This window comes from Xenorhabdus aichiensis (assembly GCF_028598775.1).
GTDB lineage: Bacteria > Pseudomonadota > Gammaproteobacteria > Enterobacterales > Enterobacteriaceae > Xenorhabdus > Xenorhabdus bovienii.
The window spans coordinates 47102-63999 of the sequence record NZ_JAQRFO010000023.1; the positions used below are offsets into that span (position 1 = coordinate 47102).

The window sequence follows — 16898 nt, forward strand, 5'->3', positions numbered from 1 at the left end:
CCTCTTTAATAAATGATCTGGCAATACTAATTGTAAAAATGGATACTGATGACTCTCTATATATAGATATTTCTTGGTACTATATGCTTAAATAAGATACTATTTCACCCTTGCGTTATAAATGGGGAAAAGAGCCAACGTTGGAAAATGCGGTTTATGGATATGAAGATGAGGTATTACGTTAAATGAGTATATTAATTAAAAAAATATTCAAGAAAATTTTTAGAGTGAAGACACCTCCAACAGAGCCTTTATCTACATTTGGTGATCCTGTTCTGGAGCAAAAACTAATTCTGCTGGATAATAAAACCGTAAAACGTGCAGGATTTTTGGATGAGATAAATAGCAAGGAGTGTCATTTTCGTCATAATCTTATCAGAGCAAGAAAAGAAGTTATAGTACCTGTGATGATTGGGTTTATGTTAGGTTTTGGATTTTTTATTAATGATTTTGTTAAGGGATGGAAAGCTAACGAAAGGAATTTTCTTTGGTCTGTTCAGAATGCAAAAAAATATTATGGAGAACAATTTAATTTAAACCCAAATGCACCTGCATATACTAAATCGTTAAGAGTAATAACGAATGATAAAGAAGTGTCACTGCTAAAATATCTATATATACGTTATTCTAAAGATAGCTATTATGGTGAAGAAAGGGCTAGGCGATACCTGATTATAGATGCCAGTTTCGGGTTGTTTTTCCTGAGTGCCAATATTCTTATTATCAGCATTTTTTTAAGATTACGTAAGCCTGCAAATTTCATCATTGATCATGAAAGACAACTTTTTTATACTTGGAAAAAAGGGAAGGTGTATGTATCTCGCTATAAAGAATTAGGCGTAGCGTTTGCTAATAATATTTTGCATTTTAAATGTTATGGGCTGAACGAAAAGAATGAACTGACATATCAGTTTTTTATCCCTTATCTTAGTCTTTTCAACTCAGACGAGGATAAAGTTTATATTTTTGCATTTATGTCAAAATATTTATTACAAGGAAAAGAGGCTGTCAGTTCAGTTGATTTTAAACGTCAAGAGCGATTACCGTGGTTTCGTAAGCAAATAAAACCAACGGATTGGGAAACTCAGATTACGGCAATTTTAGCTGAATTGGATAGGCTTGGGCCACCGAAAGGGGCGACTTATCCTAAATAATCGCTGGAAAAAATATTAATACAGTGAGTTATATTTTTATTCCAGAAAAAATAGCACCGAAGAATGTTATAATTATCTCGGTGCTATTTTTAAAGTTTAAAAAATTATATTGTAAATCGTTACTTTATTATCATTTATATTAAATTTTTATATGGGATTGTTTTGTATGGCTAAAGATAACGAAATTAAATTCATTTATTAGTCCAATTTTTAAAAAAAAGAAAAAATAAAGATGATTTATAGTTTTCTATTACCTGATTTTAGATTGGGAGAATCAGAATTGGTTTATAATATCTCGAAATCTTCTTATGGTGAAGAAGGAAGGAACCACCCTAGTTATTATTTTATTTTGATGGTCTATAAGAAGGCATCGGAAAGATAAGAAATTAAATACGGTGGATACGTCTTTTTATCCGTCTTCGCCTGACATCGCTCCTGAATTTATTGGTGCATCAATCCGTGAGCACTGGCGCGTTGAAAATAGTCTTCATTGGACACTGATGTGGTTTATCAAGAAGATGTATGTCGAGTTCATGACAGGAATGAGGCTGAATCTCTGGCTATCATCAGGCGCTTGGCATTAAATTTAGCCAAACTGGAAACAACGCAAAAACGTATATAACTTTTCTCATAGGTATTCCAATGATTATTGAAAGCCTGCTTGGCAATCATATCGGGAGTATTCAGGGAATTAATACAAACGAAGATATAATATTCAGAGTGAATGAAATCATAGCGTGTTTAATTGTTAATTTTCTATAATCTACTGTATAAATTGGATAAATTTAACTATTTCGGTAAGTTATATCAATTTTTCCAAAATTATTGGAAAAATATTTTTAACAGCATGAATTTTCCGAGTTAAAAATTGGGCCTATCACATATTAGTAGCACATCACACCATTCTTTGAGCAAAACACAAGCAATTACCCCCTTATTTTATTCTGTTATTAATGCTTTTTACTGCCTCATTGATTTGATTTACAGGATAAAACTCCTGTTTAATATCATGATAAATAAAATCTTATTAATAAAAAACCATGATTCATTCATCACTGGCAAGAAACAACATTTATCCGCCTAAGATAATGAAACATCTAAAAAAATAAACACAACAAACTAATCATAAAGCGGGGATAACCAGATGAAGGCATCAAAAACGAAAACAGTTTTGGCCGGTTTTATCGCAATGGCGATGAGCCAGTCTGTGTGGGCAAAAGAGATCAAAGTCGCAGTCGTGGGAGCGATGTCGGGGCCGGTGGCGCAATATGGCGATATGCAATTTACAGGAGCACGTCAGGCTATTGCAGATATCAATGCCAAAGGCGGTATCAATGGCGATAAGTTGGTCGGTGTGGAATACGATGATGCCTGTGACCCGAAACAAGCCGTTGCAGTCGCGAACAAAATTATTAACGACAATATCCGTTATGTCATCGGCCATCTATGTTCTTCCTCGACACAGCCCGCTTCTGATATTTATGAAGATGAAGGCGTGATGATGATCACTCCAGCGGCAACCAATGCCGATCTGACAACCCGTGGCTATCAGACGATCCTGCGTACCACGGGGCTGGATTCTGATCAGGGACCGACTGCCGCTACATTTATTGGCAATAGTATCAAACCACAGCGTCTGGCTATCGTTCATGACAAACAACAATACGGAGAAGGGCTGGCGCGTTCCGTGCGCGATAGTCTGAAAAAAGCCGGTATCACTGCCGTTTTGTTTGAGGGCGTGACTGCGGGCGATAAAGATTTCTCGGCACTGGTTGCCCGCCTGAAAAAAGAGAACGTTGATTTTGTTTACTTCGGTGGTTACTACCCTGAAATGGGGCAAATCCTGCGTCAGGCAAAACAAGCAGGTTTGACAGCCCGTTTTATGGGGCCGGAGGGCGTGGGCAACACGTCACTGTCCAATATTGCTGGAGCTGCGTCGGAAGGCATGTTGGTAACACTGCCAAAACGTTACGATCAGGTTCCGGCGAACAAAGCTATCGTTGATGCCATCAAGACGAAAAAACAAGATCCAACCGGCCCGTTTGTCTGGACAACTTATGCTGCCTTGCAATCTCTGAGTACAGCCATGAAACGCACTGGCAGCACCGAACCCGCTGAATTGGCGGCAGATTTGAAAGCTAATCCCGTTGATACCGCAATGGGGAACCTGAGCTGGGATGCAAAAGGTGACCTGAAAGGCTTCGAATTTGGTGTATTTGAGTGGCATGCCGACGGGACATCCACAGCAGCAAAATAAAAAGAATAGGCTTTTACATCGCCTTTAGCCCCTGTCTTGGCGCAGGGGCGATTTTTCAGAGAGATGTCTTATGTCAGAACACATTCTTTATTTTATTCAGCAGATGCTGAACGGCCTGACTCTTGGCAGTACCTATGCGTTGATTGCCATCGGTTACACTATGGTTTATGGCATTATCGGAATGATCAACTTTGCCCACGGTGAAGTTTATATGATAGGCAGTTACCTCTCTTTTATTGTGATTGCCGCCCTGATGATGATGGGTATTGATGTCGGCTGGTTGCTGATCGCGACGGCATTTTTGGCTTCGATCATCATTGCGAGCGCCTATGGCTGGAGCATTGAACGCGTCGCCTATCGGCCTGTGCGTCATTCCAAGCGTTTGATTGCCCTGATCTCTGCCATCGGTATGTCGATATTTCTGCAAAATTACGTCAGCCTTTCGCAGGGCTCCCGTGATCTGGCACTGCCCGGTTTGATCAGCGGGCAGTGGACATTAGGAGAAAGTAACGGTTTTGCTGCCAGTGTGACCGCAATGCAGCTAACCATCTGGATCGTCACAATCGTAGCTATGTTGGCACTGACATTGTTTATCCGCTACTCCCGCATGGGACGAGCCTGCCGTGCCTGTGCTGAAGATCTGAAAATGGCGAGTTTGCTGGGCATTAATACTGATCGCGTGATTTCCATGACTTTTGTCATTGGTGCAGCAATGGCGGCGGTGGCAGGGGTGTTGCTGGGGCAGTTCTATGGTGTGATTAATCCTTATATCGGCTTTATGGCAGGGATGAAAGCCTTTACTGCGGCTGTGCTGGGCGGTATCGGCAGTATTCCGGGAGCGATGCTGGGGGGATTGATCCTTGGTGTATCGGAAGCACTGACCTCAGCTTACTTAAGTACGGAATATAAAGATGTCGTGTCATTCGCTTTACTGATTGGCGTGCTGTTGGTGATGCCGACCGGAATTTTAGGCCGTCCGGAGGTAGAAAAAGTATGAAAACAGCCAACTGGATTAATGCGATTATTGCTACGGTAACGCTGTTTATCTTGGCGGCTTTCATGATGGGCATGCAATTGTCCCTGCAAGGCACAAAACTTGTGGTGCAGCGTGCTGACGAAGTGCGCTGGATGTGGATTGCCGTAGGTTGTGCGATCGTTTTTCTATTTCAATTATGTCGTCCCATGATCCAGCAGGCAGTACAGAAGATCCCGTCAAAAAGCCGGAAGTTAGCTGATTTGGATGGATCAACCCGAAAACAGCAATTACTGGTAGTACTCATTGTTGCTGCCGCCATTATTTGGCCTTTTGTGGTTTCGCGCGGTAGCGTCGATATTGCCACGCTGACCCTGATTTATGTCATGCTCGGCTTGGGGCTGAATGTTGTGGTCGGTCTGTCAGGGTTATTGGTATTGGGCTATGCCGGTTTTTATGCGATTGGGGCTTATACCTATGCGTTATTGAACCACTATTACGGTTTGGGATTCTGGCAGAGCCTGCCACTGGCGGGTTTGACTGCGGCATTGTTCGGGTTGCTGCTGGGTTTTCCGGTTCTGCGATTGCGGGGAGATTATCTGGCGATTGTCACACTGGGCTTTGGGGAAATCGTCCGTATCCTATTGCTGAACAACACAGAAATCACCGGTGGGCCAAACGGCATAAGCCAAATTCCTAAACCTACCCTATTCGGATTAGAATTTAACCGTAGTGTCAAAGAGGGCGGCTGGGATACCTTCCATAATTTCTTTGGGTTGAAATACGACCCCAGTGACCGGATCATTTTCCTCTACTTGGTGGCTTTGCTACTGGTGGTAATGACGCTGCTTGTCATTCATCGCCTGTTGCGGATGCCATTGGGACGGGCTTGGGAAGCCCTGCGTGAAGATGAAATTGCCTGCCGTTCACTGGGGCTTAGCCCGACGCGCATTAAACTGACTGCATTTACTATCAGCGCGGCTTTTGCTGGCATTGCTGGCACCTTATTTGCAGCCAGACAGGGCTTCATCAGCCCAGAATCTTTTACTTTTGCTGAATCTGCTTTTGTTCTGGCGGTTGTTGTGCTGGGAGGAATGGGATCTCAGACCGCGGTGATCCTGTCTGCCATCATCTTGGTAGTTTCCCGTGAAATGATGCGTGATTTGAACGAATACAGCATGTTGCTGCTGGGTGCTTTGATGGTGTTGATGATGATCTGGCGGCCACAGGGATTATTGCCGATGAAACGTCGTCAGCTTGAATTAAGTACTGAACAGAGAGGCGACAAAGCATGAATGCGACCCCTTTATTACAGGTCTCAGGGCTGACCATGCGCTTCGGTGGTTTGCTCGCAGTTGATAACGTAGAGCTGGCCTTGAACCAAGGTGAAATCGTTTCTTTGATTGGTCCCAATGGGGCAGGAAAGACCACGATATTCAATTGCCTGACCGGTTTTTACCGGCCAACCCGCGGCATGATAAAACTGCGGGAAAAACACCTCGAAGGCTTGTCTGGGCAAGAAATTGCCCGGTTGGGCGTTATCCGCACCTTTCAGCATGTCAGGCTGTTTCGTGAAATGACCGTGATTGAAAATCTGTTGGTTGCCCAACATCGATTTCTCAAAAACAACATTTTTGCGGGTTTATTGAAAACATCGGCATTCCGACGGGCGGAAGCTGAGGCGCTCAACAGCGCAGCTATCTGGCTGGAACGGGTTGGATTGCTGCCACTGGCAAACCGTCAGGCGGGCAATCTGGCTTATGGGCAGCAGCGCCGTTTGGAGATAGCCCGTTGTATGGTGACACGCCCGGAAATATTAATGCTGGATGAACCCGCCGCAGGACTTAACCCGAAAGAGACGGAAGCGTTGGATGCCTTAATTGTAGAATTAAGAACGCAGTATCAGGTTGCTATTTTGCTGATTGAGCATGATATGAAACTGGTGATGGGAATTTCAGATCGTATTTACGTTGTGAATCAGGGCGCACCCTTGGCACAAGGGCGTCCGGAAGAGATCCGTCATAACCCGGAAGTGATTAAAGCCTATTTGGGTGAGGCCTATTAACATGTTGGAGTTTAATCAAGTATCTGCTCATTACGGCAAAATACAGGCGCTGCACCAAGTCAGCCTGAACATTCAGCAAGGGGAAATCGTCACCCTGATTGGCACCAATGGGGCAGGAAAAACCACTCTGCTCAGTACTTTGTGTGGTGATCCAAGGGCAACGGAAGGCGGCATTATCTTTCGGGGCAACGAGATTACTCAATGGCAGACGGCACGTATCATGCGTGAAGCGATTGCCATCGTACCGGAAGGGCGGCGGGTATTTGCCCGCATGACAGTAGAAGAAAATCTGGCGATGGGGGGATTTTTTGCGAATAAGCAGCAATACCATGAACGTATCACCCGGGTTTACCAGCTCTTCCCCCGTTTACTTGAGCGGCGCAGCCAGCGTTCAGGTACGATGTCTGGTGGTGAACAGCAGATGCTGGCGATTGGCCGGGCGTTGATGAGCCAGCCTCAATTACTATTGCTGGATGAACCCTCATTGGGATTGGCGCCGATTATCATCATGCAGATTTTTGACACCATCCAGCAATTGCGCGATGAAGGTATGACGATTTTTCTGGTTGAACAGAATGCTAATCAGGCATTGAAATTGGCCGATCGCGGCTATGTGCTGGAAAATGGTCATATTGTTCTGGAAGACCGCGGAGCCGCGCTGTTAGCCAATGAAGCCGTTCGGAGTGCTTATCTTGGCGGATAATTGCCAGAAAAGATTTCCCTCAACGAACTTGTCCCCGCTAACTGGAACCAAAAAAAACAGATTGTCTCGCTCATCTATGGGTGGATTGTCCGATGGATTAGTCACTTTGTTTTTTGTTCATCCTGCGGAAAGCAAGGTAATAAAAAATCAAGCTGATCAGTGCAATGCCGATTAAGAAAAAGAACATGGCTACAGGTACCATATAGGTGAGCACGATGCCGCATACTATGGGGCCGAGAGCCAGTCCAAGATATACGAGATTTTGGGCACCGAAGTAGCTGCCGCGGAGGTGTTTTGGGGCGAGTTGCTCGATAGCTGCATATTCTGCTGGAAGAAGTATGATTTCACCGAGAGTGAAGATTGTCACTGCAATCATCCAGACGATAAGCAGGGAGCTTGATGCCAGTCCGAGGAGACCGATAATTAATGCTATTGTTCCCACATTAATCCATGCCAACAGGTGTTTAGTGGTGACGCGGCCCCCGAGATAGTACTGTAATGCAATAACAACGACAGAGTTGACAGTCGCTGCCATAGCTACCTTCTGATAAGCCTCTGATGCTGTAAATTCGAGTGTGCTCAGGTATTGCGGAAGATAGGTGAGCAATGGCCCATAAACCGTCATACTCAGGATGCCACCTGCCAGAAACAACATTAGCTGACGATCCCGGATTAATATTTTTATAGTCGGGGCAAAGTTCAGGTTAGATTTTTCTTCGGAAGAAGCCGCATCCACAGCGTTAAAGGAACGCCGTGTCATAAACAATATTAATAAAGATAACCCGATAGCAATAGCAGCCACAACAAGCGGCCCACGGCTATGTCCTAGTGCAGCCCACGCACCAAGAGCGGGGCCCAGAGCACCACCAATATTTTGGATTGCGTACCGCAGTGAAATGACTTTAGTGCGCAAACCCGATTCCAGAAGATCCGTTAATAATGCATTACCTGCAACCCCAATAGATGATGATGCACTTGTTGCCAAGACAAAGAGGAGCACTATCAAACCCAGATTTCCGACCATAGTCAGAATGATGTAGAGGACGACGACTATGGTGTCGAGAGAGATAATCAACCACAGCTTGTCGTAGCGGTCTGCTAAAAACCCCCCATAAAGACTGATTAACTCGGCAATCAGCATTGTAGAGCCGAGCACGAAGCCTAAGCTATCTTGAGAGAGCCCCCAGCCTTCATGAAGAAAGATCGGCCAAAATGGGATCAGAGCAAAAAAACTTACTGCACGAAGGAAACTGCAACATAATAATGCCTTTACTGAAAAAGGCAGTTTTTTTATTAATGAAGAAAATTCACTCATCAGCTAATCTTTACCTAATTGAGACAGAATTTCTAAGAAGTTTCCTGTAATTTTATTGATCTTAGCAATATCAATAAAATTTGGGAATGGGCAGTCATCATAAGCCATTTGAATCTTTAATATTACAAATAAACATAATTATTACTATGAATTTTCAGTTTGTTACTGCTATAGGCGGATTTATCGGTGCTGTAATAACTATTTTTTACTTAATGTGATAGTTAATTTAAGTTAAATAATTGATTGTTAATATTCTACGATTGAAACTTTAATTGATGTCATGGCGATATTATTGAGTTTTTGCATGAGATTGAAATCCAGAATATTAGCATTGCTGATTTATTAAATTGATCTGTCGTACAATGGCCAATTAACTTATTGGATATGTGGATAAATAAAAATCCAGGGTGATTATGAGATTTTAACAATCACCCTGTAAATTTAATTTAGACGTTATCAAATTATGATTAAAAAAGTGACTGCTTAATCACGGATTCCAATCACCATCGCCCTTAGCTAGGCCTGTAAGGGTGCCAGCTCCCTTTCCCATAAAGCCTCCCAACGGATAATAGTTACTATCCTGAAATATAAGTTTACCCGCAAATGTCCATGTATAGGCCCAAAAATGAACTGTTTTCGCAAAAAGATCAGGAGGATTTGCAGTCGTTACAGTCCCCGACCAATAATCTGCGTAACCTGCTGTACTTGCTCCCCAAGCTCCTCCCGAAAATTTTTTGGTACCATCGTCAAGTGTTGCCGTGACATGATAATGAATGATTTCACTTATTATAGATACTGATGCACCAAACAAATATTCATCATTTTTATCGAACATCATTTTGATTGTTTTATCAATATTTTTAGATGAACTTTTACCACTCATTGAATCACAGAAAGCCTTTATAGCCTCAGCTTTAAGTTCATCTGGCAATACCAATTTAGTATCTTTCATAAAATTCACCCTTAGTATAAGGAATAAAAAGTTATCAGGATATTAAATATCTATTTTCATTTGGAATAATATAATAGAAGCATAATTTATAGATTTATTAGAAATAAAATTTAGTTATTTTGGTGATAGAAATTGATTTTTATTTTTATGTAAAATAATTCTGTCATATTCGTCTTTTTTTAAGGCGATATGCTACAAACTAAAAGCTATTCCAACATTATTATAAATTGATGGATCAGCTTCTACTTTAAAGTCTAGTACACAAGAAAATATTTTCAAGTAATTATAATAAATAATAGGTATTATTACGCATAAGTTAGCCCACTTTTTGCAACGTTATATCAGGCAATGTGTGGGATTGCCCACGCTGGACTATGGCAAGGTGTATGGTGAAGGCTGGCAGTTCATTTACAGAGTCTTGCTGCGCGATTTGAACAAACGACTTAGCGAATAAAGTAGGTTGAATCTGGCTCTTTGTAATATAGACTATTATGTTTAATATCAGTTAATTACGTATTTATCCAGTGTTGGATGTTGCTGATAAAAAGCGCTATACTACGTACATATGCACATTAGAACCTAACGGAGGAAATTATGTTGCACGTTGCTGATTATCCTCAAATGAAGCAGATCGCATGGTATCTAAAAGATGACGCTGAATTAGATGAAAGGGAAGCTTTAGCCTTTTATGAGCGCAACTGGAAATATGTAGAGCCAGAGGCGCTGGAACCGCATGAGAAGGCGCTAATCGATAAATTGGTAAAAGAATACGGCGGCGGTATTTTAAATGTATAAATACCGGCTGGAACATCACGCCAAGATAGCGCGTATTCTTGAATCCCTTGATGCCGATTTTATCGAAGATGCTGAATGTTATTTTGCAGGCGGTACAGCGATTGTCATGCTGCTTGATGAATATCGGGAATCTGTCGATATGATGAACAGCAATAAATCCCATTTTGACCGTTGCATAGGGCTGCTACATATCTCAGAAGAGAATACGGATAAAATCGTTTCAGCGTTGAATTTGTCTTTCTGTGACAATGATTATGAATCTGATTTTATGACCAACTTCAATCGATAGATATAATTCAATTAAGTGGCTCACACAGGGGTTACGCATGAAATTTTAGTAGGCTAAAATTGATTAAATAACAGCGCTTCCATATAGCCATTATCCCACCCGGCCGATTTCCTTCGGGCACTTAAACTCAGTTTACTGTTGGTATCTCGTTTAACGATATTGAGTGCCATTTTACGTAATTGGGCAAATACTCTTGTGGCGATCCGCTCTCTCATCCGTGAGTCATCTTCTCGAAAAGTGACATCCAGTACCCAATGTAAACTATTCTCTATAGCCCAATGTTTTCTTATGGCACCTAGTTGAAAGGTGGAAGAATCATGGCAACTACTTAAATAATAACGAAAATCAGAGGTCACCGTGTCAGAGTCGTGTTCTTGCCGTATCGTTTCCGTTACCAGAAGGGCCTGAATATTTGGCCAAGAACTTAGGTATTTTGTTTCTGATGTCAGCGGCAGAACCCATCCACGTCGTCTGACGGTACGTCCATGATTATCATCGAATTCATCATAGTCAGGTTTAAGGTAAGGTTTTTGGGTTATCTGTTGCTGTTGAAAATAATTAACAGCTTCCGAAAAAGTTTTTCCCTGATTGCCTTTAAGCGACAAAATATAATCGGCTTCACTCTCACGTAATTGCTGAGCAATCGTGCGTTGGCAACCCATCGCATCAATCGTCACGAGATGTCCTTTCAATGAAAGCATCGATAATAATGCGGGGATGGCCTTAATTTCGTTTGATTTTCCGTCTACTGCACACTGACATAAGCTGAGTCCTTTCTCAACCGAGAATGCACTCACCACATGTAGTGGGCTTTGTTCAATTTTCTTATCAAACGAATGGCGTAAACTTTTACCATCAATCGCAATGATCGTTCGCTTTTCTGAAGAGACGTCACGAGAAATCCACTGATAAAAATGACGTTCAAAGAGGCCGGGATTTAATAAACTAAAACAGCGCCGGAAAGTATCATGTGACGGAATACCGCCTTTGAGCAGAAGAAATGAACCCAGCCAATCCTTTTTTAGCTGGCCGTACTGTTCAATATCGGTCCAGACGTTAGCCCCGGCAATGACAGCGCATACCGCGATCACTAAGATATCAATAAAACGGTGTTTAACCTTTCCCTGACAACGTGGATCTGGAAAATCAGAAAAGACCCCCATTAATTCTTTCATCTGCACCCCTCTAAAAATGAAGGAATTATCCACTAAATATTTTCATGTGTAACCCCTGGGGGTGAGATCCTTTGAGAGGTGTGCGGATTTGTGCGGGGAATGAACAACTTATGCAAGAGAAAAGTCGTTACATTTTTTATAAAGCTAAATTACCCTTATTCATAAGTATCTATAGTGTTTATAAGGGTATTTTATGCCTCATCCATTCACAACAGTTGATCGTATTAATAATTTTATTGAATACGAACGGAATCGTCGAAGACGTTGGAGTCGAAACCATCATATGAATGAGTTATTTTACTCTGGTCTTGAAGCTACCGTTGTAAATCCACGTGATTGCTACCCACGTTTATATCTTACTCATGATATTGACGGTAATCTAATGGTTTTAATCTATGTTCATAGCCTTGGCAGGGATTGACATTATATGACCCTATTACAGCAGTCGGTTGGTATCTGGCTAATGATCATTTGGTATGTTATACCGACGAAAGACTATAAACCTGATAACGCCTGAAACCTCATTTACGACACTTAGTAACATTATTGATTTGATGAATAGTACCTATACCCATTTTACTTAAAATAAATTTAATAAAAATAGTCTGCTATGCATTTCAGGTTTGTTTAGTATATAAGCATAACTGATTTTTAATATTTTATTAATGAAATATATTTATCACAAACTAAAGTGAAGAATTTTTTCTATGACTATTCTTTTCTACAGACATTTTGTTGAAGATAAATTGAATAATGTATGACAATTATCATTATTGATAAAATTGAGTACCTCAGTTTACTCAAAAATAGTTTACGACTGCTAATTAATGGTTGCCATGATAGCATTGATTAGATTTATTCTAATGCACAAGTATTATTTAAAAATCTCTATATGAAATAGATACTACATTAATTTTTGTTGCTTTTAATAAAAATATATGAATTGTAGTAAATATTATTTTTTTATTTATTTTGATGTTTAACAGAAAGATGATTTTGTTTTTTGTGTTTTATAAATAGTAGGCATTACAATTGAATTATATGCCTGTCGTCTTTCAAGTTGCAGCTTTGTTGGCTACGTTCACTCACCCCAGTCACATAGTGGCCTATGCTCCTGGGGATCTGTTCTCTTGCCGTCGCGCTGCACTTTGAAATCCATTGGGTATAGAGATTTGTTTAAAAAACAACCTAAATGAGGAAGCTTAATATGAGTAGCGTAAGTATAAAATTCAGTGATGGACGTAATGACGTTGTTGGTGTTGATAATGCCAATGCAATTCTGCGTGAAGTTGGCGTGCGGATTAGTTTGGTATCTATCCCAGAAGAAGCTAAACCTATTATCAAAGTATCAAAAACCCGTGCAACTAACGATGAAGAGAAGAAAAAACTTATTTCCATCTTTAATTTAAACCGTGCAGATTTTCTGGAGCAAATCCGGCTTGCTGGGCGAACTCCAGCAGTTAATCGCGGTGGCTATTTATCTACTACAGAAGTAGATGTTCCCCCTTATCCAAAAGTTTACGATATGAAAGAAATGACAGATGAAACGAAAAAGTACGTACTGAGTAAATTTGGTCGACTGCATGTAAATTCTTCTGAAGATGGCTCCGGAATTGACGAAGTAATGACTGTGATTTCAGGCGGCCCATTAAATTGGTTCTTTGTTCTGAACAATGGAGTGACTGCTAACGTGTTAGTTAATGAAGTTGGACCAAACGATCAGGCTATACGCCTCAGCTATCCGGGATTGGGCCCTCATGGTGGTTTCATTAATGCGGAGCAAGGTTTACTGGTGGCATACGCACATGGTCCGGAAACATTTGTGATGCGTTATGAGGATCCCAGCGTAGCCCATTCAGAAATGCTGAATACCAATCCTTGGATGGACTTTTCGGGTGACAGGCCGAAACTATTAGATAAAGTAAAATAAATTCGAGCGGCTATTTAAGTCCCAGTTTAAATAAAACCTGTTTTCCGATATGACCGACAGAATTCGGAAAAAACCCACACAAAATATTTGATTATTTATGATATAAAACAAGATATTATATCTGTAATTTTGCCAATAATCTGTGGCCGCCTGTGTGCGGCCCATTGAGAAAAATTTATCCTGAAGATTCCTTCACTGTCGTACAAGAAATAGAATCGCATTATCAATGTATAAATAAATTTCTATATTTCTAATTTAGTAGAAATATGCATGCGTTGCCGTAATAGCATTTGCAATCTAATCTGCATTATAAAACAAGCGATGAACAGCCCGGAACACATTCCCCACCAGACACCATCAGGGCCGAGAGAAGACTGCGAGAGCCACCATGCAAGTGGAAGCCCGATCCCCCAATAACTCACTCCAGAAATAATAACTGTAATTTGAGCATCCTTCAAAGCACGGAGAAGTCCACATACCATTGTTTGCCAACCATCCAGCAGGCACAGTAGGGCGGCAAACGGCACCAACATTAATGCGATATTTTTGGCTTCGGTTGCCTGATTTACATCTGAAGGTAGGAAAAGGGACAATAATTCATTTGGGATCAGCAGTAAGGCAGTGATGGTAAATAATGACCATAATAGAATTAGAGTGTTTCCAATCCAGGATAAGCTATGTACTTTATGCCAGTTTCCCGCACCTGAAGCTTGCCCAGCACGCATGGAAACCGCATACATCAGCCCTAGTGGCACAGTAAAACTTGTGATGACCAATTGCATGAGGCTTTGATGAGCCGCTAGCGTGATAGCGCCTAAAGCTCCCATTAGCCAGGCACAGCCATTAAACAAACTATTTTCCAGACCCAGTGTTCCCGCTGTAGGTATACCAATTTTAAGTAATTCTGGCATGGTGGCTAAATCTTTGCGGGTTAATCGGGTAAAGATTGGATAGCGTTTGTAGTTGCGATGCAGGTCAGGGGTTACGCATGAAATTTTAGCCTACTAAAATTTCATGCGTAACCCCTGGGTGTTTAACCTTTCCCTGATAACGTGGATCTGGAAAATCAGAAAAGACCCCCACTAATTCTTTCATCTGCACCCCTCTAAAAATGAAGGAATTATCCACTAAATATTTTCATACGTAACCTCTGGTGGCTCACACAATCCGATAAGCATATTGATAAAGGTTTATATCGTTACCAGCACTTAGTGGCAAATGCATTTGCCAGAATTAAATATTTTAGAGCAATCACAACAAGATACGATAAATTAGAACGGAATTACGCCAGCATGTTGGTACTGGCGTTTATCAATGAATCAAGGTCTAGCGCGAAGATTTCAATTCACGGAGCGATTTTAAATAGTAGGGTTGCCCCGGATTATACAACGGCCCCATATCGATAGTTTCATGATTAGATTTGGCGATATATCCCATACCTTCTCTGGCGGCATTGGCCAACAGACCGCAATCCTGATCACCAGACCAGGAAAAGATCCCTCCCAGTTGATGCTCGGTGACATATTCTCCTTTTTGTTTCACCGTGCGGGGAGTATCCAGTGAGATGAAATGCCCCTGTTTTTCACTGAACAGGAAATCCGCATCAGCATTGGTATCAGTCATCAGTACAAACTCATTTTTTCCCGTACTCAGCGTATGTTCACTATCCATGTAGTTATTGACAATATCGAAAAATTCCGGCGCACCTTTTTCCATTGTGCCCAGAGCATCACCCAGCTTATCGTACAAACGCGTTTCCAGATTGGCACCTTTACCCGCACGTCCATAGTTGGCATAACCCAAGTTAATTATACTCAGAGGAATACCCAGATCCTGATGCAGGTAATTAATCGCGGCTTCTGCCGAAAGATCATATTCTCCACTAGGATCGGGCTCGTTAGGGGAATAGAGGTTGGAATGATGTCCGATATAGGCGGCCCATCCGGTGCCAAAAAAGTCGTAACTCATCAGGAAGATATTATCCAGCCCATTTTTAACCAATTCAGCGATATTTGACTTAGCAAGTTTGGCTTTTACCCCACTACAGGCAATAGATATTTCTTTACTGCCTATGCCGAACCGATTATCCAGTGCCGTTCTCAGCTCTTTAACCAGCAAGGCATAATTTTTGCCGTCGTCTTCACTGATAATATTGTGTTCATCCCCCGCAGCACCCGGGTATTCCCAGTCAATGTCAACGCAACTGAACATCGGAAAGCGTTCGAAAAAATCAACCACGCTGTTGATGAAAACGGTGCGTTGGTCTTTATCTTCGGCCATCTTGGAGAAATAACTAGACAGACTCCAGCCCCCGATACTGAATGCCAGCTCAAGTTTGTGTCCTACTGCCCGCGCGCGCTTTTGTAATTCCCGTAATCCTCCCAGCAAACCAGCCGCTTTATTCTGCTGATAATAGGGCAAAAAAGTCCCCGCATTAATTGAAGTATTTTTGCTCGATTCAGGCAGGCCTACGTTGCGGGCGGTACCTAAATCGCCGTAAGGATCCAGTGGCACAAGATGGCCTTCGGTGATTTTTTGGTCAGTTTGGGAATTCCAACCTTTCCAGACTTCATTAACTTTTTCTTTCTTGACGCCAATGTCGCCACAAATACCCAAGAAGCTGAAAATCAATTTGTCGTAAGTGGTCGGGTCAATCGTCGATAGATCAAACCCTCTGCCGCGATCTTCGGGGTTTTCATTCTTGTCATCAAGGCGGGCATCATATTGACACCAGTCCGTAATGTAAGCAGAAAGTTTGGGTCTAGCCGGATCACGCTCATATTGGTTATACATCGGTTTACAGACACGGGTCGCGGTATAAGAGAGGTTTGTGCCTGAACCATCGGGTTTGTACTTCACCTTCTCGTAAGTCTCTTCTGTGTATCGGTCAGATTGCAGAACGGGGGATGGAATCTCTTTTGTCGGATTCACTGTGCCATCTGTTGGATTACCATGTGTTTTGATCTCTTCTGCCGTTGCTGCACGGACGTACTGCCAGGCATTGTGCGGCGAACTTTTCTGGCCAGATTGACCCGGTACATGCCAGCGTTCGACCCAGTAAGTATTGGTATAAACGTTGCTGTTAAAAATTACGTTAAAAACCCGTCCGCCTTCCTGTTGGTTCCAGGCAGTGAGTGGATCACCAATAACATCACTGATATCGGACATGGCTTTTGATGATGTGTAAGTATATTTGTTAGTCATTAATAAACTCCGATAATTTTTCCTGTTCAGCCCCCTGTTTAGGAGGCTGGTTAATCATGAAAATCGCCAGTAACAAGCTGAGTCTG

14 protein-coding genes and 2 pseudogenes are annotated in these 16898 nt (G+C 41.9%); 11 read left to right on the plus strand and 5 right to left on the minus strand.

Going from position 1 to position 16898, the window contains the following annotated elements; genetic code table 11:
- Positions 1-185 precede the first annotated feature (185 nt).
- From PSI22_RS11770 to livF, 7 genes and pseudogenes are all read left to right on the plus strand, one after another.
- A complete protein-coding gene (locus PSI22_RS11770) occupies positions 186-1154 on the plus strand; it encodes a hypothetical protein (protein WP_273579908.1) in 969 nt (322 codons plus the stop codon).
- Positions 1155-1510: 356 nt separating this feature from the next.
- Positions 1511-1770 (plus strand): annotated as a pseudogene (locus PSI22_RS11775) (ISAs1 family transposase); the annotation flags it as partial.
- A gap of 528 nt (positions 1771-2298) precedes the next feature.
- On the plus strand, positions 2299-3411 hold the full coding sequence (locus PSI22_RS11780; protein ID WP_273579910.1) for a branched-chain amino acid ABC transporter substrate-binding protein: 1113 nt from the start codon (positions 2299-2301) through the stop codon (positions 3409-3411).
- Between the two features lie 70 nt (positions 3412-3481).
- Entirely contained in the window at positions 3482-4408 is a 927-nt protein-coding gene (livH, locus tag PSI22_RS11785) for a high-affinity branched-chain amino acid ABC transporter permease LivH (RefSeq protein WP_273579911.1), read from the plus strand.
- Entirely contained in the window at positions 4405-5679 is a 1275-nt protein-coding gene (locus tag PSI22_RS11790; RefSeq protein ID WP_273579912.1) for a high-affinity branched-chain amino acid ABC transporter permease LivM, read from the plus strand. Before livH ends, PSI22_RS11790 begins: the two co-directional genes overlap by 4 nt.
- A complete protein-coding gene (livG, locus tag PSI22_RS11795; RefSeq protein WP_273579913.1) occupies positions 5676-6449 on the plus strand; it encodes a high-affinity branched-chain amino acid ABC transporter ATP-binding protein LivG in 774 nt (257 codons plus the stop codon). Before PSI22_RS11790 ends, livG begins: the two co-directional genes overlap by 4 nt.
- 1 nt (position 6450) lies before the next feature.
- Positions 6451-7152 (plus strand): high-affinity branched-chain amino acid ABC transporter ATP-binding protein LivF, encoded by a 702-nt coding sequence (gene livF, locus PSI22_RS11800; RefSeq protein WP_273579914.1) that lies wholly within the window; start codon positions 6451-6453, stop codon positions 7150-7152.
- 97 nt (positions 7153-7249) lie between these two features.
- On the opposite strand, the gene PSI22_RS11805 is transcribed toward livF, so the two are convergent.
- Positions 7250-8467, minus strand: coding sequence for an MFS transporter (locus PSI22_RS11805; RefSeq protein ID WP_273579915.1), 1218 nt, complete (start codon positions 8465-8467; stop codon positions 7250-7252).
- A gap of 487 nt (positions 8468-8954) precedes the next feature.
- Positions 8955-9419 carry a VapA/VapB family virulence-associated protein gene (locus PSI22_RS11810; protein ID WP_273579916.1) on the minus strand — a complete coding sequence of 155 codons (465 nt, stop codon included), beginning with the start codon at positions 9417-9419 and terminating at the stop codon, positions 8955-8957.
- Between the two features lie 594 nt (positions 9420-10013).
- On the opposite strand from PSI22_RS11810, the gene PSI22_RS11815 reads away from it, so the two are divergent.
- Both PSI22_RS11815 and PSI22_RS11820 read left to right on the plus strand, forming a co-directional pair.
- Positions 10014-10214 carry a hypothetical protein gene (locus PSI22_RS11815; RefSeq protein WP_273579917.1) on the plus strand — a complete coding sequence of 67 codons (201 nt, stop codon included), beginning with the start codon at positions 10014-10016 and terminating at the stop codon, positions 10212-10214.
- Positions 10207-10503 (plus strand): hypothetical protein, encoded by a 297-nt coding sequence (locus PSI22_RS11820; protein WP_273579918.1) that lies wholly within the window; start codon positions 10207-10209, stop codon positions 10501-10503. Before PSI22_RS11815 ends, PSI22_RS11820 begins: the two co-directional genes overlap by 8 nt.
- Positions 10504-10556: 53 nt before the next feature.
- Here PSI22_RS11820 and PSI22_RS11825 read toward each other — a convergent pair whose 3' ends face one another.
- Positions 10557-11678 carry an ISAs1 family transposase gene (locus tag PSI22_RS11825; RefSeq protein WP_273579919.1) on the minus strand — a complete coding sequence of 374 codons (1122 nt, stop codon included), beginning with the start codon at positions 11676-11678 and terminating at the stop codon, positions 10557-10559.
- Positions 11679-12885: 1207 nt separating this feature from the next.
- Between PSI22_RS11825 and PSI22_RS11830 the strand changes: the two genes are divergently transcribed.
- Complete coding sequence (locus tag PSI22_RS11830) at positions 12886-13608, plus strand: hypothetical protein (protein WP_273579920.1); 723 nt, start codon at positions 12886-12888, stop codon at positions 13606-13608.
- Positions 13609-13850: 242 nt separating this feature from the next.
- Here the strand turns inward: PSI22_RS11830 and PSI22_RS11835 are convergent, their stop codons facing one another.
- Positions 13851-14519, minus strand: coding sequence for an MATE family efflux transporter (locus PSI22_RS11835; RefSeq protein WP_273579921.1), 669 nt, complete (start codon positions 14517-14519; stop codon positions 13851-13853).
- 270 nt (positions 14520-14789) lie between these two features.
- On the opposite strand from PSI22_RS11835, the pseudogene PSI22_RS11840 reads away from it, so the two are divergent.
- Positions 14790-14921 (plus strand): annotated as a pseudogene (locus PSI22_RS11840) (IS5/IS1182 family transposase); the annotation flags it as partial.
- A 13-nt stretch (positions 14922-14934) separates the two neighbouring features.
- On the opposite strand, the gene PSI22_RS11845 reads toward PSI22_RS11840, so the two are convergent.
- The gene (locus PSI22_RS11845) at positions 14935-16812 is read right to left on the minus strand and encodes a glycosyl hydrolase family 18 protein (RefSeq protein WP_273579922.1); all 1878 of its coding nucleotides are present in this window, start codon (positions 16810-16812) and stop codon (positions 14935-14937) included.
- Positions 16813-16898 lie beyond the last annotated feature (86 nt).

What these genes read in the sequence shown, in the direction of transcription:
- PSI22_RS11835 (WP_273579921.1), bottom strand. Translation starts at nt 14,519, where the DNA reads ATGCCAGAATTACTTAAAATTGGTATACCTACAGCGGGAACACTGGGT.
- PSI22_RS11830 (WP_273579920.1), top strand. Translation starts at nt 12,886, where the DNA reads ATGAGTAGCGTAAGTATAAAATTCAGTGATGGACGTAATGACGTTGTT.
- PSI22_RS11780 (WP_273579910.1), top strand. Translation starts at nt 2,299, where the DNA reads ATGAAGGCATCAAAAACGAAAACAGTTTTGGCCGGTTTTATCGCAATG.
- PSI22_RS11815 (WP_273579917.1), top strand. Translation starts at nt 10,014, where the DNA reads ATGTTGCACGTTGCTGATTATCCTCAAATGAAGCAGATCGCATGGTAT.
- PSI22_RS11810 (WP_273579916.1), bottom strand. Translation starts at nt 9,419, where the DNA reads ATGAAAGATACTAAATTGGTATTGCCAGATGAACTTAAAGCTGAGGCT.
- PSI22_RS11790 (WP_273579912.1), top strand. Translation starts at nt 4,405, where the DNA reads ATGAAAACAGCCAACTGGATTAATGCGATTATTGCTACGGTAACGCTG.
- PSI22_RS11770 (WP_273579908.1), top strand. Translation starts at nt 186, where the DNA reads ATGAGTATATTAATTAAAAAAATATTCAAGAAAATTTTTAGAGTGAAG.
- livF (WP_273579914.1), top strand. Translation starts at nt 6,451, where the DNA reads ATGTTGGAGTTTAATCAAGTATCTGCTCATTACGGCAAAATACAGGCG.
- PSI22_RS11845 (WP_273579922.1), bottom strand. Translation starts at nt 16,812, where the DNA reads ATGACTAACAAATATACTTACACATCATCAAAAGCCATGTCCGATATC.
- PSI22_RS11820 (WP_273579918.1), top strand. Translation starts at nt 10,207, where the DNA reads ATGTATAAATACCGGCTGGAACATCACGCCAAGATAGCGCGTATTCTT.
- PSI22_RS11805 (WP_273579915.1), bottom strand. Translation starts at nt 8,467, where the DNA reads ATGAGTGAATTTTCTTCATTAATAAAAAAACTGCCTTTTTCAGTAAAG.
- PSI22_RS11825 (WP_273579919.1), bottom strand. Translation starts at nt 11,678, where the DNA reads ATGAAAGAATTAATGGGGGTCTTTTCTGATTTTCCAGATCCACGTTGT.
- livG (WP_273579913.1), top strand. Translation starts at nt 5,676, where the DNA reads ATGAATGCGACCCCTTTATTACAGGTCTCAGGGCTGACCATGCGCTTC.
- livH (WP_273579911.1), top strand. Translation starts at nt 3,482, where the DNA reads ATGTCAGAACACATTCTTTATTTTATTCAGCAGATGCTGAACGGCCTG.